The organism is Novosphingobium sp. BL-S-21 (assembly GCF_055521655.1).
On sequence record NZ_CM145496.1, the window covers coordinates 1922084 to 1943044 of the forward strand.

Consider the following 20961-nt stretch of genomic DNA (forward strand, 5'->3'; position numbering starts at 1 on the left):
CATTGCGAGCGCAGCGAAGCAATCCAGAGCCGCGCAGAACCGCCCTGGATTGCTTCGCTGCGCTCGCAATGACGAAGGGGGGGGGCGGCGGTCGAGGCAAAGGCAGGGCAAGGCCAGGGGACACCGGCAGAGGCGAAGGCACAGCCAGAACCCCGCCGGAAGCGCGAAACGGAAACGCCTATCGCCACTTGCCCTTGCGGCACGCCGCAGCGCGGCTAGGAGCAGGAGCGATGATCCGCACCCGCTTCGCCCCCAGCCCCAACGGCCCGCTGCACCTCGGCCATGCTTATGCGGCCATGATGGCGCATGACCTTGCCCGCACGCGGGACGGCGCGTTCCTGCTGCGGATCGAGGATATCGACGGAGAGCGCAGCCGCCCGGAATTCGTGGAGGAATTCTTCCGCGACCTCGAATGGCTCGGCCTGGAATGGGATGAAGACGTCCGCTTCCAGTCCCGCCGCCTGGACAGTTATGCCGAGGCGGGAGAGCGCCTGAAGGCGTTGGGCCTGCTCTATCCCTGCCGCTGCACCCGCGCCGAGATCGCCGCCGCAGCCACCGCGATGGGACCGGACGGCCCGGTCTATCCAGGCACCTGCCGCCACCGGGAGATCGACCCCGAAGGCGCGGCTTGGCGGCTCGACGTCGCAGGCGCGCTGGACCTGACCGGCCCGCTCGAATGGACGGACGAACGGGCCGGGCTCCAGCCCGCCACCCCCGAAATCTTCGGTGACGTGGTGCTGCTGCGCAAGGACCTGCCCGCCAGCTATCACCTGGCCGCCACGCTGGACGACGCGGCTGACGGCATTTCCCTCGTCACCCGCGGGATGGACCTGTTTCCGGCGAGCCATGTCCACCGGCTGCTGCAGGCGCTGCTCGGCCTGCCGGTGCCGTTGTGGCATCATCATGCCCTGCTGGTGGAGCCGGACGGGCGCAAACTCGCCAAGCGGCGCGGCGCGCCCTCGCTGGGTGACCGGCGGCGCGCGGGAGAGGACGGCAAGGCCATCGCCGAGGCGCTTCGGCAGCACCGCTTCCCTGCTGGCATTTCGCTTTCGGCGGGCCTACACCAAAGCCCATGAGCACCATTCTCATCCCCATCATCATCCTGCTGATGATCATGGTCGTCGTCAGCCTCGTGCGCGGTATCGTGGCCTTCATGCAGGGCGCGAAGGAAGATCTGAACCGGGATCCCGCCTCCACGGAGCCCACGGCGAACCAGCTCCTCCAGAACAAGATGATGTTCAACCGCATCAAGTATCAGGCCGCGGCGGTGATCGTCTGCGCGATCCTGCTGGCCATGGCGCGCTAGGGCTTTCGCCGCCAAAATCCGCCTTGGGCGGATTTTCAAAGGATTCCACCTTGGTCCGTCTCAACAAGATCTACACCCGCACCGGTGACGACGGCACGACCGGCCTGGTCGACGGCTCCCGCCTGCCCAAGAATGCGGCACGCATGGAAGCGATCGGCGCGGTGGACGAGGCGAACTGCGCCATCGGCCTCGCCGTCTGCGCGCTGACGGAAACGCCGCACGGTTCCGTGCTCACCCGCATCCAGAACGACCTGTTCGACCTTGGCGCGGATCTCGCAACGCCCAAGGCCCCTGGTGACGAGGATTTCACGCCCGGCGAGATGACCCTGCGCGTGGTCCCCTCGCAAGTGACGTGGCTGGAAACGGAGATCGACGCGATCAACGCCCATCTCCAGCCGCTGCGCAGCTTCATCCTGCCCGGCGGCAGCGAGGCCGCCGCGCGTGTCCACATCGCCCGCGCCTCCGCCCGCAAGGCAGAGCGCGCCGCCGTCGCCATGGCCGCCGAAACGCCCACCAATCCGGCGGCGCTCGGCTATCTCAACCGGCTCAGCGACTATCTCTTCGTCCTCGCCCGGGCGGTGAATGGCCATGGGGCCGACGACGTGCTTTGGGTACCCGGCCAGAATCGCTAGGTTCCCTCGCCGAGCGCCGATGATAATCCTTCCGGCGCAAAGGGATCACCAGAGGAGTTTGGCAGTGCGGAAAGTCGGAATCATCGGCGCGGGCATCATGGGTTCGGGCATCGCCCAGACCGTGGCGAGCAAGGGCATGGACGTGGTCCTGTCCGACATCTCGATCGACATCGCCGAGAAGGGCAAGGCCGGCATCGCCAAGGGCCTGGCCCGGCTGGTGGCAAAGGAAAAGATCGCCCAGGCCGACGTGGACGCGCTGCTGCCCCGCATCGCTACGGCCGGAGACTACTCGGGAATGGGCGACTGCGACCTCATCATCGAGGCCGCGACCGAGCGCGAGGATATCAAGCTGAAGATCTTTGCCGCCGTGGGCGAAGTGCTGGGCGCGAACGCAATCCTGGCCTCCAACACCAGTTCGATCCCGATCACCCGCATGGCCGCCAGTTCGCCCGATCCGGCGCGCTTCTGCGGGCTGCATTTCTTCAACCCCGTGCCGGTCATGGGCCTGGTGGAAGTGATCCCCGGCCTCGCCACTTCCGAGGAAACGACCGCGCGGATGAAAGCCTTCGGTGAGGCCCTGGGCAAGACCGTGGTGCTGGCGGGCGATGCCCCCGGCTTCGTGGTCAACCGCATCCTCTGCCCGCTGCTCAATGAAGCGATCTTCGTGCTGGGCGAGGGGCTCGCCTCGGTAGAGGACATCGACGCCGGCATGCGGCTGGGCGCGAACCATCCGATGGGCCCGCTGACGCTCGCCGACTTCGTCGGCCTCGATACGCTCTACGAGATCATGAAGGTGTTCCTGGCGACCACCGGCGATCCCAAGTACCGCCCGGCCCCGCTGCTGCAGAAGTATGTCGAGGCCGGCTGGTACGGCCGCAAGTCCGGCCGGGGGTTCTACGATTACTCGGGCGAAGTGCCGGTTCCTACTCGCTGACGGGTGCGGCCCGCTGACAGGTCTGGCGCGCGGACAGGAAACGCGACGGGAAGCCGTTTCCCGTCGCGTTCGTCCTATACCGGAACCCGCGTGTTCCCTTAGCCGTTATCCCGGCAAAGGAGACACGCCATGACCGAACGTCCCGACGATTCCGCGCCCGAAACCTTCAACCCCGAACAGGATGACGAAGAAGCGCAGGCCCAGTCCGTCGCCGAAGAGGCACAGGACCGCGCCACCGCGCCTTTCGGCCTGGAAGACAGCGAGAAGGTGAAAGGCGGCATCGACGACGAGGATGACGTCGAGGATCTGGTCGATCACATGAACCAGATGGACACCAGCGGCGTCATCGACATGTCCGCCTATCGCGGCGAAGAGACGATGGACGACCTCGAAAACCGCTACGGCGCCCAGAACGCCGCTGACGAGGATTTCGAAGACGACGACAGCTGACACGGCGTTGAAGGCCGGGACCGATGGCGAAAACCAGGTTCCGGGGCGCTTTTAACGGAAGCAGGCCGCTCCCTGCACAGGGGGCGGCTTCTTGTCGTCAGATGCCGCGCGGCCTGAAAACCATGGGACCCGCGCCTTTCGACGGAGTCGGGCCTGCGAACCGGCCTTCGTCAGGAGCGCAAGCCGGGCTTCCAGTCCGGCTAGTTCGCCGGCTTGTCCAAGGCCCAGGGATTCCGGTGCGCCGGCGGCTGCTTATCGGCATGCGCCGCCAGGGTCCCGGCCAACTGGGCAGCGTCATTCGCATCGCCGCCCTCGTCCGGCGAGGGCACGGAGCAATAGGCCGTCAGCAACATGCTGACAGACCAGAACAGCGCATGCCACCGGCTCTTGAAGACATTCCTGATCTTGGGCCCGAACATCCGCGCATACTAGCGGAGCAGGGTTAAGAGTCCGTACCCGCCTCGCGCTTCAGGTCGTAGAGGATTTCCAGCGCATCACGCGGCGATAGCGCGTCGATGTCCATATCGCGCAGCTTGTCGCGCAGGGCATCGCACTGTTCCTCATGGGCATCGAGCGCCGCCGCGAACAGCGGCAGGTCGCCGAGGCCCGCTGCCAGCCCGCCCGTCTCGGCGCGGCCTTTCTCCAGCTTGTCCAGCACCGACTTGGCGCGGCTGATAACTTTGGGCGGCACCCCGGCAAGGCGTGCGACGGCCAAGCCGTAGCTGCGATCCGCCGGGCCTTCGGCCAGTTCGTGGAGCAGCACCAGGTCGCCCTTCCATTCGCGCGCGCGGACGTGGTGGAGCGACAGCGCCTCGCACGTCTCACCCAGCCGCGCCATCTCGTGATAGTGCGTGGCGAAGAGGCACCGGCAGCGGTTGGTTTCGTGCACCGCTTCGGCAACGGCCCATGCCAGCGCCAGGCCGTCGTACGTCGAAGTCCCGCGTCCCACTTCGTCGAGGATGACGAAACTGCGCTCGGTCGCCTGCGCCAGGATCGCTGCGGTTTCCACCATCTCGACCATGAACGTCGACCGGCCGCGCGCCAGGTTGTCCGAAGCGCCGACGCGGCTGAACAGGCGATCCACCATGCCGATCTTGGCCGACCTGGCCGGCACGAAGCCGCCCGCCTGCGCCAGCAGCACGATCAGCGCGTTCTGGCGCAGGAACGTCGATTTACCGCCCATGTTGGGGCCGCCGATCAGCCAGAGCCGGTCATGGCTGGCAAGGCGGCAATCGTTGGCGACGAAGCGCTCGCCCTGAACCTTCAGCGCCGCCTCCACCACCGGATGACGGCCGCCTTCGATATCCAGCGAGAGGCCGTCCACCACTTCGGGCCGCGCCCAGCCGCCCTCGACCGCGCGCTCGGCCTGTCCGGCGGCGACGTCGAGCCGGGCGAGCGCCGCAGCGGTGCGGGCTATCGCATGGCGGGCGGCGACCGCTTCGGCCACCAGTCCCTCGAAATGCGCTTCCTCGGCGGCGAGCGCGTGGGCACCTGCCTCGGTAATGCGGCTCGCTTCCTCATGCAGCGCCAGCGCGTTGAAGCGCATGGCCCCGGCCATCGTCTGGCGGTGCGAAAATCCGCTGTCCGGCTCCAGCAGCTTGTCGGCATGGCGCTGCGGCACTTCGATGAAGTAGCCGAGCACGTTGTTGTGCTTGATCTTCAGCGCGGCGACGCCGGTTTCCTCGCGGTATTTCGCTTCCAGCGCGGCGATGGCGCGGCGGGCATTGCCCGAGGTGACGCGCAGTTCGTCCAACCCGGCATCGTAGCCGCTGGCGATATAGCCGCCCTGCCCGCGCTCGGTGGGCGGGGTTTCCACCAGCGCCTGCGCGAAGTGATCGACCAATGCGGCCCAATGATCCTGGCTTCCGCCAAGCTCCGGCATCAGCCGATCGAGCAGCACCGGCAACCCATCCATCTGCGCCAGTCGCTCCCCGATCCGGCGCGCGCCCGACAGACCGTCGCGAAGCTGCCCCAGGTCGCGCGGACTGCCGCGCCCCGCCACAACGCGGCCCAGAGCCCGGCCGATATCCGGCTGCGCCCGCAGCGCGGCGCGCATGTCCTCGCGCAGCAGGGGATCGTCGTGCAGCCATTCGACCAGTTCCAGCCGCTCGGCAATCGCGTGGCGATCGGTCAGCGGCGCGGACAGGTCTTCGGCCAGCTGGCGCGCACCGGCGCCGGTCACGCAGCGGTCGATCGCCTCGACCAGACTGCCCTTGCGGCCGCCCTGCGACGATTCGAGAATCTCCAGGCTGGCGCGCGTCGCCTCGTCCATCGCCAGCGCCGCATCGCCCGCGCGCGCTTCCGGCGGCAGCAGCAGCGGCAGCTTGCCGCGTCCGACATGGTCGAGATAGGCGATCAAACCGCCCGCCGCCGCCAACATGGCGCGCGTGAAGGTGCCGAAGCCGTCGAGCGTGGCGACGCCGTGGACCAGCTTCAGCCGCTCGTCACCGCCGTCAGACGAAAACTCGTGCCCCGAACGCGGGATCGCGCCATCCGGCGCCAGCTCCCAGCCCTCCGGCACCACCAGTTCGCGCGCACCGAGACGCGCCAGCGCCGCGCCCAGCCGCTCGGGCGGGCACTCTTCCAGTTCCATGCGCCCGGTCGAGATGTCGCAGGCCGCGATCCCCACCGTGCCCCGCAGATCGCAGGCCGCCGCCAGCACATTGGCGCGGCGCGGTTCCAGCAGCGATTCCTCGGTCAACGTGCCGGCCGTGACGAAGCGCACGATATCGCGCGCGACCAGCGCCTTGGAAGCCCGGCCTTCCTTTCTGGCGCGCTCCTTGGCCTCGGCGGGCGTTTCGGTCTGTTCGGCAATCGCCACGCGGCAACCCGCCTTGATCAGACGGGCCAGATAACCCTCCGCCGCATGGACCGGCACGCCGCACATCGGGATGGGCTGACCGCCGTGTTCGCCGCGAGTGGTAAGTGCAATGTCGAGCACTTGGCTTGCGATTTTTGCATCCTCGAAGAACAGCTCGAAGAAGTCGCCCATGCGATAGAACAGCAGGCAGTCCCCCGCCACTTCCCGCAAGGCAAGGTACTGGGCCATCATCGGGGTCACCCCCGCTTTCTCGGACGCTGTGCTCATGGCTGTGAGCGTTAGCCCCGCGCGTCCCTTTTTGTGAAGCGCCGGGGCGCCGCCTTTCCCCTATCGCGTGGCGAGAACATTCGTTAGGGCCACTCCCAAATCGGGAGAAATCGCTTGTCCGAAAAGTCGAAGATCCAGTTCACCGAGCGCGAAGCGCTGTTCTATCACAACACCATCCGCCCCGGTAAGATCGAGATCATTGCGTCAAAGCCCATGGCGACGCAACGCGACCTCTCGCTTGCCTATTCGCCGGGCGTCGCCGTTCCGGTCCAGGCCATCGCCGACGATCCCGCCACGGCCTACGATTACACCGCGAAGGGCAACCTCGTTGCGGTGATCTCGAACGGCACCGCGATCCTGGGCATGGGCAACCTTGGCGCCCTGGCATCGAAGCCGGTGATGGAAGGCAAGGCAGTGCTGTTCAAGCGCTTCGCCGACGTCGATTCCATCGATATCGAACTCGCCAGCGAGGATACCGACGCGCTGATCGAGGCCATCGCCATGATGGAGCCCAGCTTCGGCGGCATCAACCTTGAGGATATCAAGGCGCCCGAATGCTTCATCATCGAGCAGGCCCTGCGCGAACGCATGAACATCCCGGTCATGCATGACGACCAGCACGGCACCGCGATCATCGCCGCCGCCGGCCTGATCAACGCCTGCCTCATCACCGGCCGCAAGCTGGAGGACGTCAAGGTGGTGGTGAACGGCGCAGGCGCTTCGGCGCTGGCCTGCACCGCGCTGATCAAGTCGATGGGCGTGCGCCACGAAAACGTGCTCGTCTGCGATACGCGCGGCGTGATCTATCCGGGCCGCGAACGCGTGGACCAGTTCAAGTCCGCCCACGCAGTGAAGACCGACCGGCGCACGCTGGCCGAAGCGCTCGAAGGCGCGGACGTCGTTCTCGGCCTCTCGGCCAAGGGCGCGATCACGCCCGAGATGGTCAAGACCATGGCGCCCGAGCCGATCATCTTCGCCATGGCCAACCCGGACCCGGAAATCACCCCGCCCGAAGCCAAGGCCGTGCGCCCCGATGCCATCGTCGCCACCGGCCGTTCGGACTATCCGAACCAGGTCAACAACGTGCTGGGCTTCCCCTTCATCTTCCGCGGCGCGCTGGATGTCAGCGCCACCGCCATCAATGAAGAGATGAAGATCGCTGCCGCCACGGCCATCGCCGAACTGGCGCGCGAGCAGGTTCACGAGGACGTGGCCGTCGCTTACGGCGAATCGCAGCAGTTCGGCCGCGACTACATCATCCCCGCACCGTTCGATCCGCGCCTGATGGAAGTCGTGCCCATGGCGGTCGCCAAGGCCGCCATGGATTCGGGCGTCGCCAAGCGCCCGATCGAGGACTTCGAGGCCTACCGCGACCAGCTCAAGGCGCGCCTCAATCCCACCACTTCGGTGCTCACCCGCGTCTACGAACAGGTCCGCGCCAATCCCAAGCGCATGATCTTCGCCGAAGCGGACAACGAAGTGGTGCTGCGCGCGGCGATCCAGTACCGCGACTTCGGCTATGGCGAACCCGTGCTGGTCGGCCGCACCCAGGTCATCCTCGACAAGATGGCCGAACTGGGCGTGCCCAACCCGGAGAGCTTCCATATCGAGAATTCGATGGTCTCCGAGCATGTCGCCCCGATGGTGGAGATGCTTTACGAACGCCTGAAACGTCGCGGCTTCCTGCAGCGCGACGTGCAGCGCATGGTCAATACCGATCGCAACATCTTCGCTTCCGGCCTGCTCAAGCTGGGCGTGGGTGACGGCCTTATCACCGGCATGACCCGCCCCTTCGCGCAGTCGATCAAGGAAGTGCGCCGCGTGCTGGATCCGGCCGAGGGCAAGCTGGCCTTCGGCATCCACATGCTGGTGGGCAAGAACCACACGGTGTTCATGGCCGACACCACCATCAACGAGCGCCCCACCGCCGAGCAGCTCGCGGTGATCGCCAAGGAAACCGCGGCTGTCGCCCGCCGCCTCGGCCATGAACCGCGGGTGGCCTTCCTCAGCTACTCCACGTTCGGCAATCCGTCGGGCAAGTGGCTGGAACAGACCCGCGAGGCGATCCGCATCCTCGACGAGGAACAGCCCGACTTCGAATACGAAGGCGAAATGGCCCCCGACGCCGCGCTGAACCCGAAGATCATGGCGCTCTATCCCTTCAGCCGCCTTTCGGCGCCTGCCAACGTGCTGATCATGCCGGGCCTGCAGTCGGCCAATATCTCGGCCAAGCTGCTCAAGGAGATCGGCGGCACAACCTCGATCGGGCCGATGCTGCTGGGCGCGGAAAAGCCGGTGCAGATCGTGCCGATGACCGCACTGGCACCCGACGTGCTGACGCTGGCGGTACTGGCTGCGGCCGGGATCGCCGGATAACGAAAAAAGCGGCGCCCGGATCATGCCGGGCGCCGCTTTTTCAGACATACCGTTCAGAAGAGCGCCTGCCCGCGATTTGGGCTGGTCATGGCTCGCGGTCCCGGATCAAGTCCGGGACGACGTCATTGCCGGGACATCATCCTCGCCTCACTTCCGCCGATAGCGGAAATACCAGACCTCATGCCCATAGACGGTGCGCGCCTTGTTTTCGTAGCGCGTTTCCGGCCAGCCGCCGGGACGGACCTGGAAGTCCTGCGGCTTGTCGCAAAGCCACTCGAACTGGTCGGTATGGCGCTGCATCACCATCAGCGCATGGCGCACGTAGACCGCATGGTCGGTGCCGAAGCGGAACTCGCCGCCGGGCTTGAGCTTGGCCGCGAACATGTTCACCGGGCCGTCGTTCATCATGCGCCGCTTGGCGTGGCGCGCCTTGGGCCAGGGGTCCGGGTGCAGCAGGTAGAGGAACGAGAGCGAGCCGTCCGGAATGCGCGAGAGCACTTCCAGGGCATCGCCGTGATGGATGCGAACGTTGCCGAGCGGCGGCTGCGCCGGCCCGCCGCCTACCGGATTCTCGCCCGAGACATGGGTGAGCGCCTGCGCCACGCCATTGATGAAGGGCTCTGCACCGATGAAGCCATGCCCCGGCAGCAGGTCCGCGCGGAAGGCCAGGTGCTCGCCGCCGCCGAAGCCGATCTCGAAATGGAGCGGACAATTCTCGCCGAACAGCAGCTCGGCCGTCACCGGACCTTCGAGGGGAACCGCGATTCGCGGCAGCAGGTTGTCGACCAGCGCCTGCTGGCCCGCGCGCAGGGGCTTGCCCTTGGCGCGGCCGTAAAGGCGGTTGAGCGTGGTCGGATCGCCGGATTTGTGAGCCGTCATGGCGCGGGCCACTGGCACCGATGCGGGGCAAGGTCAACGTGGCAGCCGCTGACGGGGCCGTGGAGGCGGCGATTTACCGGCCGAGGGTGGGGTTTCGTGGGCCTTTTGTGTGTGATTGGGGGTAAGGTTTCGGTCCGGTCCTGCGCGCCCTGTGCCTCGCACTCTGCCACTCTGGCACTCTGGCACCTTGGCACCGTATGCCCGACCCACCCCCACCTTCGTCATTGCGAGCGTAGCGAAGCAATCCAGGGCAGTTCCACGCCGCCCTGGATTGCCACGTCGGCTTCGCCTCCTCGCAATGACGAAGGAGGTGGTGAGAGCGAGTATCGATCAGGGTCGGGGTGCCCAGCGGGGCGGGCACAAACATCGGCATGTGCCAAGCATGCGCCCGGAACGCGCCGGTGCCCAGCCCAGCCCCACAAACAAGGCCCGCAAAACGAAACGGCCCACCCCAAGGGGCAGGCCGTTCCATTCGCGCGTCATGTCCCCGCAAGGGGCGCGCAAGGGGTAGGTTTTACGCGACTTCCTGAAGCTCGTCCGGATCGCGCAGCACATAGCCGCGGCCCCAGACCGTCTCGATATAGTTGGCGCCGCCGCAGGCGTGGGCCAGCTTCTTGCGCAGCTTGCAGATGAAGACGTCGATGATCTTCAGTTCCGGTTCGTCCATGCCGCCGTAGAGGTGGTTGAGGAACATTTCCTTGGTCAGCGTGGTGCCCTTGCGGAGCGAGAGCAGCTCCAGCATCGCATATTCCTTGCCGGTCAGGTGCACGCGGGCGCTGTCGACTTCGACGGTCTTGGCGTCGAGGTTCACCACCAGCTTGCCGGTGCGGATGACCGACTGCGAATGGCCCTTCGAACGACGAACGACGGCGTGGATACGCGCGATCAGTTCTTCGCGGTGGAAGGGCTTGGTCACGTAGTCGTCGGCGCCGAAGCCGAACGAGCGCACCTTCGAATCCATTTCGGAGATGCCGGAAAGAATGAGAACCGGCGTCTGCACTTTGGCCACGCGCAGCTTCTTCAGCACGTCATAGCCATGCATGTCCGGCAGGTTGAGGTCGAGCAGAATGATGTCGTAATCGTAGAGCTTGCCGAGATCGAGGCCTTCTTCACCGAGATCGGTGGAGTAGACGTTGAAACCTTCGGCCGTCAGCATGAGTTCGATGGCCCGCGCAGTAGTCGGTTCATCCTCGATCAGCAGCACTCGCATCGGAATTCCCTTTCGCCCCCCGTCCATCGGCCCAAATCCCCAGCCGGAACGGATATTTCCATGTATTAACCATAGGACCAATGAAGGTTAAAGGTTAATTTGCCGTAAATGCGAATGCCCGGGCATTTTCAGGGCGATAGGGAATCCGCGGGTGTTAGGAATATTTCATCGCGGAAAACCGGTGCGCGATGTCCGAAAGCCGGGTCAGGCAGTTCGCATGGCCGTCTTGGCGGGGCGAATCGGGGCTTGCGGCAGCCGCACGTCGATGCGCTTCAGATAGCTCCAGAACCCGCATTGCAGCCCGATCAGCATGAGGATGAACGGCTGGAAGGCGATGCCCACGAACAGCGATCCGATCAGGTAGACCACCTGGGCCAGCTGGAGCGACACCGCCAGCGGCGCCACCCAGGCCTCGTCCGGACCGCTACGCTTGCGCCAGCGGCGGCGGATCTGCTCCATCTGCAGCAGGCCCGTCAATTGGAGCAGGATCCATAGTCCGAAACCGGGGAAGCCCTGCTCTCCCAGCATCTCGAAGTAGCTCGAATGGAAGGCCCGGCCCTCCTCCACCACATGAGTGCGCCGAATCTCGGTGCTGCCGTCCACGGTCGTCTTGGCCACGGTATCGTATTCGACGCGGCTGGACTGGTTGACCACGAAGCCGCCGCCCAGGGGGTGCTGCTTCACATAGCCCCAGGTCCACTTCCACACGCCCAGACGCGTGCTGGCGGACTGGTCGGCCTCGTGATTCTCGATCGTGCCCATGCGCGCCAGGAAGGCCGGTGGCAGGAACGGCACCACCACCATCACCGCCAGCGCCATGCCCCCGGCGATCAGCACTTTGTGCTTCGCGGTCCTCAGGTAGAACAGGCAGAGCACGCCCAGGCACACCAGCCCGGTGCGGGCCTGCGTGCCCACCGGGATCAGCGAAGCGGCGAAGATCAGCGCTCCGGCAAACAGATAGACGCGCCAGTCCGCCGGAAAGACCGTGCCGTACTTCACCAGCCAGAGAATGATGGGAATGATGGAGATCGCCACGGCCGAGAGGATCGACCCTTCGTAAAGGCCGGTGTTGTTCTCCACGAAGATGCGCAGCGTGCCGTAGCCGCCGCCGCCGCCCGCCGTCTTGAGCCCGCCGTCGATGATGAGCGCGCTCGCCGCCAGCACCATCACGAGCGCCACCGCCTCGATCCGCAGGCGGGTCCGCAGGGTGAACGGCAGGAAGATCGCGAAGACCAGCGCCTTCCACACCCAGGCCCACTTTTCCGCCGCTTCGGCCGGATAGACGGCGGTCCAGGTGGTGAAGCCGCAATAGAGCAGCAGCAGCACCAGGATGCCCTGCCGCCAGGTGAACCGCGAATCGCGCTTGTCGTCCAGGGCCACCCAGCCCAGGAACGCCGCCGCGAAGGCCATCAGCGAGATCGGCAGATGGGCCAGGATGCCCCAGGAGATGATCTGCGGGGAGACGATGTCCACGTAGAGATAGCATAGCACCCAGAGGAACGGGCGCCGGAAGCCGATCAGCAGGAAGCAGGCGACGAAGCCCGTCAGCGCAAGGTCAAGCATCGCCGTCCTCGCGCGGGTCGTCTCCGCCCGGCCAGCGCATCTCGCGGCGGACGGGCGCGGTTCTCGACCGCGAGGCCGGGGCCTTTCCGCCGGCAGCCGGCGCCGTGTCGGGCGGAGAGGATGCGTTCCCGCGCGCCGATTCGACATCGAGATCCGGCCGCATCAGCAGCCGCCAGGCGGCCAGCGCCAGCAGTCCGTGACTCAGGGCAAGGGCAAGGATGTCGACCATCGGCGCCGGGCCTAGCAGTGCGGAGTTGACGCGGCGTTAAGCCTTGCAGACTTACGACCTGGCTCATGACCCGCGTCCTTCACGTCCTCGACCATTCGCTGCCGATGCAGAGCGGCTACACCTTCCGCACCCGCGCGATCCTGAAGGCGCAGGAGGCCATGGGCTTCGAAGTCCGGGGCGTCACCGGCATACGCCACAAGGCGGCCGGCCCCGCGGTGGAGGAAGCCGATGGCCTGGTGTTCCATCGCACGTCGGGATCGGTCGGCGGCCCGCCGGTCCTGCGCGAATGGCGCGAGATCGGGCTCTTTGCCGAATCCATCGAGCGGGTGGTGCACGAATGGCGGCCGGACGTGCTCCATGCCCACTCGCCCTCGCTCTGCGGCGCGGCCGCCGCGCGCGTCGCCCGGCGCCACGGCATTCCGCTCGTCTATGAAATTCGCGCCTTCTGGGAAGACGCCGCTGTCGGCAACGGCACGGGCCGCGAAGGCTCGCTGAAGTACCGCCTGACCCGGGCGCTGGAGAACCGCGTGGTGTCGCGCGCCGATGCCGTCGTGACGATCTGCGACGGCCTGCGCCAAGACCTCGTCGCGCGCGGCGTTCCGGCGGAGAAGATCACGCTTATGCCCAACGGTGTCGACCTCAGCCTGTTCGGCGCGCCGCCCCCGCGCGATCCCGCGCTCGCCCGCGAACTCGGGTTCGAGGTGGATGGCCCCGCCGGCGCCCTGGCCTGCCCGGTGATCGGCTTCATCGGGAGCTTCTACGACTACGAAGGGCTGGACGACCTGATCGCCGCCATGCCGCTGCTGCTGGAACGCCAGCCCCTGGCGCGGCTGCTGCTGGTGGGCGGCGGCCCGCGCGAGGAGGCGCTGCGGGCGCAGGCGCTGGCTTCTCCCGCTGCCGGCGCGATCCGCTTCATCGGCCGCGTGCCGCATCAGGACGTGGAGCGCTATTACGCGCTGGCCGACGTGATGGCCTATCCGCGCAAGAAAAGCCGGCTGACGGACCTCGTCACGCCGCTCAAGCCGCTGGAGGCCATGGCGCAGGGCAAGCTCGTGGCCGCCAGCGACGTGGGCGGGCACCGCGAACTGGTCACTCACGGCAAGACCGGCACTCTCTTCGCACCAGACGATCCCGCCGCCTGCGCCGCCGCACTTGCGGGCTTGCTGGAGGCGCGCGAATCGTGGGATGCCTACCGCCGGGCCGGGCTCCAACATGTCCGGGAACGGCACGATTGGGCCGTCAATGCCGGTCGTTATCGAGACGTTTACCAAATGGTGGCACCTCTCAATGCACGAAAAAGGCTGGAAACCGCTGCCTGAGCTGGCGGCTTCCGCTCAAACAGATCTGAGAACGGGGTTTAGAAACGTGGCGAAACCAGAGAACAGGAAGCCCCAGCCGATCAGCCGTCATCCCTTGTTCCCCGCCATCGTGGCCTTGTGGTTCGCGGCCCTGTTCGGCCTGGGTTCGATCATCGTCAGTCCGGCGCTGATCGAGCATATCGTCCTGTCGACCGGCATTGCCAAGCTGGTGCCCATGGCCGCGCCCCCGCTGGGGACGACCGCCCGCATCCTGTTTGCCCTCGGGCTTACCGGCCTGGGCGGACTGATCGGCCTGGTGGCCGCCCGCCGCGTGGCCCAGACCGCCGAAGCGCAGACCTCGCAAACCGGCACGGCGCGCATGCCTTTCGCCGGGCTGGAACCTGCGGAAACCGATCTCGAACCCGAAGCCGACCCGGCGCAGGATCGCAAGTCCGCCGCCATGCCGCGCCGCCGCCGTGCTTTCGCGCTGGTGGCCGAGGAAGCGCCCCGGCTGGAAGAGGCCGATGCCGCAGCCGAAACCGACGCCGAAGTTTCCGGGAACGGCCAGCCGCCGATTCTCAACCTCTCCGATCTCGACCTGGAAGGCATCGAGGCCGCCGGCCTGACCGACCCGGCGCTCCCGCCCGAGCAGCACGCCTATCGCCAACCGACTCTGGCCGAGAGCGACCTGGACACGGCCGGCGCTCTCGAAACCGCCGAGATGCCCGAATCGCACATGCCCGAATCGCTGGCCGCCGAATGGTCTGTCGCGAACGAGGACGAAGCGGAAATCGCTTCCGAGGCCCGCGCTGAGGAGGCCGCGCCGGAAACCATCGGCCAGGACGTTCCTGGCCCAGGCGGTTTTGCCGAAGACGATCACGGCCCCTTCGGCCGCATCCCGGAATGGCTCGAACCGCGCCAGGAAACCCACACCTTCTCGCCGGCCGCCTGGGCCGTTTCGCAGGACGATGTCCCCGAGCCTGCCGCATCCGCACCGGCGCCCGAAACCCTGAACAACCGCCTGTTCGAAGCCTATTCGCGCTCCTTGTCCGAAGTGGCCGAAACGCCGGCTTCCGAGGGCCGGCCGCTGTTTTCCTCCGAAGCGGCGGAGACGGCCGATATCGCCGTGTCCTTCCGGGCCGCAGAAGAGCTGCCGCAGGCCGCGGAGCGGATTGCCGGCGCCGATCTCGAAGACCTTTCGCAAGTCGAGCTGCTCGAACGCCTGGCGCTGGCCATGGAGCAGCAGCGCAGGCGCCGTCTTCAGGCCGCCACTCCTGACAGCGCGCCGTCCGACGGCACGGCTTCAGAAATCGCGGCGCCCAACGGCACCGCAACCGCCGAAATGCCGGCGCCGCTTTTCGATCCCGCATCGCCGGGCACCGAGACCATCGCTTTCCCCGCGCCTGCCACTTCCCTCTCCACGCTCCCGCGCCTTGCCTCGGTAGCGCCGTTCACGGCGCCCCTGCGCCCGGTCCCGGACGAAGCATCGCCGGATCGGGAATCGCCGGAGCAGGACATCGTCCCTTCCGCCACCACCCGCATCCCCGCGGCCCTGCGTCCGGTGGGCTTCGATGCCTTCGGCCATGACGAAGCCGAGGACGCACTCCCCGGCTACGTCCCGCCCCGCCACATCGGCCTGGCGCCGGCCCGCCCGATCTCGGTCCTGGCCCGCACCCTGGCGGATGCCGAAGAGGCGGAACGGCTTGGTGATGAGGCCGAGGCCGAGGATCTCGGCAAATATGCCGCCTTCGACCCGCTCTCGCAGGACTTCGACTATGCCGAGGCTCCCGAGGACGACGAACAGGAGGCCGTGCTCGAGCAGGGTTACTCCTCGCTGCTCAACCTCTCGCGCCAGGCGCCCCGCCAGAACTTCGTGCGCTTCGACGAGAACGCCGCCCCCGCCGAGGCTTTCGGCGAGGACTCAGGCCCGGTGGAAGAGGCGCACCTTGCCGAGGACGGTGGGCACCGCCCGTTCGACCCGCCCGCGCGCCCCGATCCCAGCGAAACAGAAAAGGCCCTGCGCGCCGCGCTTGCCACGCTCCAGCGCATGAGCGGGGCCGCCTGAACGGTCGGTCCCCGGGACTGGCCTTTAAGCGGCCGGTCCCTGCCAAAACGCGTTCCACGCAACTGAAACACGTTTTCGCATAACAAAATTCCCTTTTTTCCCGCGCACACGCACTAAATTTTGCGCGCACCCCTGCCTTCACCATTGCAAAAGCGTCCCGCAATCGTCATGGGGGCGCGAGGGACCACCATGACGCGCACCGGCGCCGCACGATTCGTGCGCGGCGGGGCGTGGACAGGTCCCCGGCAAAAAATGACAGGATGGGTTTATATCGATGGGATTTCCTAAGCCCCAGGGCCTTTATGATGCGCGTAACGAACACGACTCCTGTGGTGTGGGCTTCGTAGCCCATATCAAAGGCCAGAAAACGCATGCTATCATTACTCAGGCGCTGGAAATCCTGAAAAATATCGACCACCGCGGTGCGGTGGGTGCCGACCCGCTGCTGGGTGACGGCGCAGGAATCCTGACTCAGCTTCCCGATGGCCTGTTCCGCAGCTGGGCCGCCGCGACCGGCGTCGAACTGCCGCAGCCGGGCGACTATGCCGTCGCCATGTGCTTCCTGCCGCAGGACGAGGCCAGCCGCGACCTCATCACGCAGACCTTCGAAAAGTTCATCGCCAAGGAAGGCCAGCACCTGATCGGCTGGCGCGACGTGCCCGTCACGCTCGATGGCCTGGGCAAGACCGTCATCAACTCGATGCCGGTGATCCGCCAGTGCTTCGTCGGCCGCGGCGACAACTGCGCCGACCAGGACGCTTTCGAGCGCAAGATCCTGGCGATCCGCAAGCAGACGCAGAACCCTCTCAAGGCCATGGCCGAAAAGCACAAGCTGCCCGGCCTGACCGAGCTCTACATGCCGAGCTTCTCCAGCCGCACCATCGTTTACAAGGGCCTGCTGCTGGCGACCCAGGTGGGCTCGTTCTACGACGATCTGCGCAACCCCGAATTCGTCTCGGCGCTCGGCCTCGTGCACCAGCGCTTCTCGACCAACACCTTCCCGAGTTGGAAGCTGGCGCATCCGTTCCGCTTCATGGCCCACAACGGCGAGATCAACACGGTCCGCGGCAACGTGAACTGGATGAACGCGCGCCGCCGCACCATGGAATCGGAGCTGCTCGGCGCCGATCTCGACAAGATGTGGCCGCTGATCCCGCATGGCCAGTCGGACACCGCCTGCCTCGACAACGCTTTCGAGCTGCTGCTGGCGGGCGGCTATTCGCTCAGCCACGCGATGATGATGCTGATTCCGGAAGCATGGGCGGGCAACCCGCTGATGACGCCGGAACGCCGCGCCTTCTACGAATACCACGCTGCCCTGATGGAACCCTGGGACGGTCCGGCCGCCGTGGCCTTCACGGACGGCCGCCAGATCGGCGCCACGCTCGACCGTAACGGGCTGCGCCCCGCGCGCTTCCTCGTCACGGACGACGACATCTGCGTCATGGCGTCGGAATCCGGCGTGCTTCCGATCAAGGAAGACAACATCGTCCGCAAGTGGCGCCTCCAGCCCGGCAGGATGCTCCTGATCGACTTCGATCAGGGCCGCATCATCGAGGACGAGGAAATCAAGACCCAGCTTGCCAATGAAGAGCCTTACGAGAAGTGGCTCGACCAGGCGCAGTACAAGCTGGCCGATCTCGACGTGATCGAACCCGAACTGGCCGAGCTGCCCGCCCCCACGGGCACGCTGCTCGATCGCCAGCAGGTCTTCGGCTATACCCAGGAAGACGTCAGCCGCTTCCTGGAGCCGATGGCCGTCGCTGCCGACGATCCGCTCGGCTCGATGGGCACCGACACGCCGATCCCAGTGCTGTCGAACAAGGCCCGCCTGCTTTACGACTACTTCAAGCAGAACTTCGCGCAGGTCACCAACCCGCCGATCGACCCGATCCGCGAGGAACTGGTCATGAGCCTCGTCTCGATGATCGGTCCGCGCCCGAACCTGCTCGGCCACGATGCCGGCACGCACAAGCGCCTGGAAGTCAGCCAGCCGATCCTGACCGACCTTGGCCTTGCCAAGATCCGTTCGGTGGAAGCCGCGCTCGACGGGGCCTTCCGCACCGCCACCATCGACATGACCTGGGACGCCAAGACCGGCGCCGCGGGCATCGAAATGGCGATCAAGGAAATGTGCTGGGCCGCGACCGAAGCGGTGCTGGCGGACAAGAACATCCTCGTCCTGTCCGACCGTGCCCAGGGCCCCGACCGTATCCCGATGCCGGCCCTGCTGGCGACGGCCGCCGTCCACCACCACCTCGTTCGCCAGGGCCTGCGCATGCAGACCGGCCTCGTCGTGGAAACCGGGGAAGCGCGTGAAGTCCACCACTTCTGCGCGCTGGCGGGCTTCGGCGCCGAAGCGATCAACCCCTATCTCGCCTTCGAAACCATCGAGGCCGTGCGCGTTCGCAAGAACCTGCCGGTGACGGCGGAGCAGGCGGCGAAGAACTACGTCTATGCCGTCGGCAAGGGCATCCGCAAGGTCATGTCCAAGATGGGCATCTCGACCTATCAGTCGTACTGCGGCGCGCAGATCTTCGACGCGGTCGGCCTCTCGACCGCTTTCGTGGACAAGTACTTCACCGGAACCGCCACCACCATCGAAGGCGCAGGCCTGACCGAAATCGCGGAAGAAGCCGTCCGCCGCCACGATGCGGCCTATGGCGACAACCCGATCTACGCCAGCATGCTCGACGTCGGCGGCATCTACGGCTCGCGCGTCCGCGGCGAGGAACACGCCTGGACGTCCGAAAACATCGGCGCGCTCCAGCACGCCGTGCGCGGCAATATCCCCGCCAAGTACGAGGAATTCGCCCGCACCATCAACGACCAGTCGACCCGGATGCTCACCATCCGCGGGCTGATGGAGTTCGTTCCCGGCCAGGCGATCCACATTTCCGAAGTGGAGCCTGCCAGCGAGATCGTGAAGCGCTTCGCCACCGGCGCGATGAGCTACGGCTCGATCTCGTGGGAGGCGCATACCACGCTGGCGATGGCGATGAACCGCATCGGCGGCAAGTCGAACACCGGCGAAGGCGGCGAGGATCCCTCGCGCTTCAAGCCCCTGCCGGGCGGCGATTCCATGCGTTCGTCGATCAAGCAGGTCGCCTCGGGCCGCTTCGGCGTGACCACCGAGTACCTCGTCAACGCCGACGACATCCAGATCAAGATGGCTCAGGGCGCCAAGCCCGGCGAAGGCGGCCAGCTGCCGGGCGACAAGGTGGACAAGACCATCGGCGCCACCCGTCACTCGACGCCGGGCGTCGGCCTGATCTCGCCGCCGCCGCACCACGACATCTACTCGATCGAAGACATCGCGCAGCTCATTCACGATCTCAAGAACGTGAACCCGACCAGCCGCGTCTCGGTCAAGCTGGTGTCCGAAGTGGGCGTGGGCACGGTTGCCGCGGGCGTTTCCAAGGCGCGCGCGGACCACATCACGATCTCGGGCTACGAAGGCGGCACCGGCGCTTCGCCGCTCACCTCGCTGACGCACGCGGGTTCGCCCTGGGAAATCGGCCTGGCCGAAACCCAGCAGACCCTGCTGCTCAACAACTTGCGCAGCCGCGTGGTGGTCCAGGCCGACGGCGGCCTGCGTACCGGCCGTGACGTTGCCGTGGCCGCGCTGCTCGGCGCGGAAGAATTCGGCTTCGCCACCGCACCGCTGATCGCGGCCGGCTGCATCATGATGCGCAAGTGCCACCTCAACACCTGCCCGGTCGGCGTCGCCACCCAGGACCCCGTCCTGCGCGCCCGCTTCACCGGCCAGCCCGAGCATGTGGTCAACTACTTCTTCTTCGTCGCCGAGGAACTGCGCGCGATCATGGCCGAACTCGGCTTCCGCACGATCGCGGAAATGGTCGGCCGGGTCGACAAGCTCGACATGAAGAAGGCCGTCCAGCACTGGAAGGCCAAGGGTGTCGACCTGTCCAAGGTGCTCTACCAGGCACCGCTGGGCGACAGCCCCTCGCTGGGCTGGAGCGAAGCGCAGGACCACGGTCTTGAGAACGCGCTCGACAACGAACTGATCGCCGCTTCGGGCGACGCCCTGGACAACCGCCAGGCCGTTCGCATCGAAAAGAGTGTCATCAACGTCAACCGCACGGTCGGCGCGATGCTCTCGGGCGAAGTGGCCCGTCGCTACGGCCATGACGGCTTGCCCGACAACACGATCAACGTGAAGCTCACCGGCGTCGCCGGCCAGAGCTTCGCCGCCTGGCTTGCCCACGGCGTCACGCTCGACCTGACCGGCGATGCCAACGACTACGTCGGCAAGGGCCTGTCCGGCGGCCGCGTGATCGTGCGCCAGCCCGGCCATGTGAACCGCGATCCGCTCAAGAACATCATCGTCGGCAACACCGTGCTTTACGGCGCGATTTCCGGCGAGGCGTTCTTCAACGGCGTCGGCGGCGAGCGCTTCGCAGTCCGCAACTCGGGCGCGATCGCGGTCGTCGAAGGCTGCGGCGACCACGGCTGCGAATACATGACCGGCGGCGTCGTCACGGTGCTGGGCAAGACCGGCCGCAACTTCGCGGCAGGCATGTCCGGCGGCATCGCCTACGTCTACGACGAGGATGGCGAGTTCGAGAAGCTGGTGAACCCGGCGATGGTCGACCTCATCCGCATCTCGGCCGAAGACGAAGACGAAGACGAAGAGGGAACCGGCCGTCCCCAGCAGCGCACCGTCTCGGTCCGCGACCTGGGCATGGGCGACATGCTGCGCCACGATGCGGAGCGCCTGCGCATCCTGCTCGAACGCCACCACCTGCACACCGGCTCGAAAAGAGCCCGCGCGCTGCTCGACGACTGGTCGAACGCGCTGGGCAAGTTCGTCAAGGTGATGCCGCGCGACTATGCGAAGGCTCTGCGCCAGCAGGAGGCGGAACGCATCGAAGCCGCCTCGGTCGCAGCAGAATAAGATCTAGGAACGT

General features: G+C 66.6%; 15 protein-coding genes. 9 read left to right on the top strand and 6 right to left on the bottom strand.

Annotation, left to right across the window (positions count from 1 at the left end):
- The first annotated feature begins 230 nt into the window (after positions 1-230).
- The 5 genes from gluQRS to ACZ1J6_RS17575 all read left to right on the top strand — a co-directional run bounded on the left by gluQRS (position 231) and on the right by ACZ1J6_RS17575 (position 3322).
- The gene (gluQRS, locus tag ACZ1J6_RS17555; protein ID WP_465127633.1) at positions 231-1076 is read left to right on the top strand and encodes a tRNA glutamyl-Q(34) synthetase GluQRS; all 846 of its coding nucleotides are present in this window, start codon (positions 231-233) and stop codon (positions 1074-1076) included.
- Positions 1073-1306: an HIG1 domain-containing protein gene (locus ACZ1J6_RS17560; RefSeq protein ID WP_132264465.1), complete on the top strand. Its 234-nt coding sequence runs from the start codon at positions 1073-1075 to the stop codon at positions 1304-1306. Before gluQRS ends, ACZ1J6_RS17560 begins: the two co-directional genes overlap by 4 nt.
- Positions 1307-1356: 50 nt before the next feature.
- The gene (locus ACZ1J6_RS17565) at positions 1357-1938 is read left to right on the top strand and encodes a cob(I)yrinic acid a,c-diamide adenosyltransferase (protein ID WP_132264463.1); all 582 of its coding nucleotides are present in this window, start codon (positions 1357-1359) and stop codon (positions 1936-1938) included.
- A 64-nt stretch (positions 1939-2002) separates the two neighbouring features.
- Positions 2003-2872, top strand: a complete 870-nt coding sequence (locus ACZ1J6_RS17570; RefSeq protein WP_465127634.1) for a 3-hydroxyacyl-CoA dehydrogenase family protein — start codon at positions 2003-2005, stop codon at positions 2870-2872.
- Positions 2873-3001: 129 nt separating this feature from the next.
- Positions 3002-3322 (top strand): hypothetical protein, encoded by a 321-nt coding sequence (locus ACZ1J6_RS17575; RefSeq protein ID WP_132264459.1) that lies wholly within the window; start codon positions 3002-3004, stop codon positions 3320-3322.
- A 200-nt stretch (positions 3323-3522) separates the two neighbouring features.
- Here ACZ1J6_RS17575 and ACZ1J6_RS17580 read toward each other — a convergent pair whose 3' ends face one another.
- Together ACZ1J6_RS17580 and mutS are read right to left on the bottom strand one after the other, a co-directional pair.
- On the bottom strand, positions 3523-3741 hold the full coding sequence (locus ACZ1J6_RS17580; RefSeq protein WP_465127635.1) for a hypothetical protein: 219 nt from the start codon (positions 3739-3741) through the stop codon (positions 3523-3525).
- A 23-nt stretch (positions 3742-3764) separates the two neighbouring features.
- Positions 3765-6410, bottom strand: a complete 2646-nt coding sequence (gene mutS / locus ACZ1J6_RS17585) for a DNA mismatch repair protein MutS (protein WP_465127636.1) — start codon at positions 6408-6410, stop codon at positions 3765-3767.
- A 114-nt stretch (positions 6411-6524) separates the two neighbouring features.
- Between mutS and ACZ1J6_RS17590 the strand changes: the two genes are divergently transcribed.
- Positions 6525-8786: an NADP-dependent malic enzyme gene (locus ACZ1J6_RS17590; RefSeq protein ID WP_132264456.1), complete on the top strand. Its 2262-nt coding sequence runs from the start codon at positions 6525-6527 to the stop codon at positions 8784-8786.
- A 147-nt stretch (positions 8787-8933) separates the two neighbouring features.
- On the opposite strand, the gene trmB is transcribed toward ACZ1J6_RS17590, so the two are convergent.
- The 4 genes from trmB to ACZ1J6_RS17610 form a co-directional block, all read right to left on the bottom strand.
- Positions 8934-9665, bottom strand: a complete 732-nt coding sequence (gene trmB, locus ACZ1J6_RS17595) for a tRNA (guanine(46)-N(7))-methyltransferase TrmB (RefSeq protein ID WP_134094772.1) — start codon at positions 9663-9665, stop codon at positions 8934-8936.
- Positions 9666-10179: 514 nt separating this feature from the next.
- A complete protein-coding gene (gene ctrA / locus ACZ1J6_RS17600) occupies positions 10180-10875 on the bottom strand; it encodes a response regulator transcription factor CtrA (RefSeq protein WP_021233000.1) in 696 nt (231 codons plus the stop codon).
- Between the two features lie 204 nt (positions 10876-11079).
- Positions 11080-12438, bottom strand: a complete 1359-nt coding sequence (locus tag ACZ1J6_RS17605; RefSeq protein WP_465127637.1) for a putative O-glycosylation ligase, exosortase A system-associated — start codon at positions 12436-12438, stop codon at positions 11080-11082.
- On the bottom strand, positions 12431-12667 hold the full coding sequence (locus tag ACZ1J6_RS17610) for a hypothetical protein (protein ID WP_132264449.1): 237 nt from the start codon (positions 12665-12667) through the stop codon (positions 12431-12433). Before ACZ1J6_RS17610 ends, ACZ1J6_RS17605 begins: the two co-directional genes overlap by 8 nt.
- A gap of 65 nt (positions 12668-12732) precedes the next feature.
- Here ACZ1J6_RS17610 and ACZ1J6_RS17615 point away from each other — a divergent pair, with 65 nt between their 5' ends.
- From ACZ1J6_RS17615 to gltB, 3 genes are all read left to right on the top strand, one after another.
- Entirely contained in the window at positions 12733-13986 is a 1254-nt protein-coding gene (locus tag ACZ1J6_RS17615) for a TIGR04063 family PEP-CTERM/XrtA system glycosyltransferase (RefSeq protein WP_465127638.1), read from the top strand.
- 46 nt (positions 13987-14032) lie between these two features.
- Entirely contained in the window at positions 14033-16030 is a 1998-nt protein-coding gene (locus ACZ1J6_RS17620) for a hypothetical protein (RefSeq protein WP_465127639.1), read from the top strand.
- Between the two features lie 274 nt (positions 16031-16304).
- Entirely contained in the window at positions 16305-20948 is a 4644-nt protein-coding gene (gene gltB / locus ACZ1J6_RS17625; RefSeq protein WP_465127640.1) for a glutamate synthase large subunit, read from the top strand.
- Positions 20949-20961 lie beyond the last annotated feature (13 nt).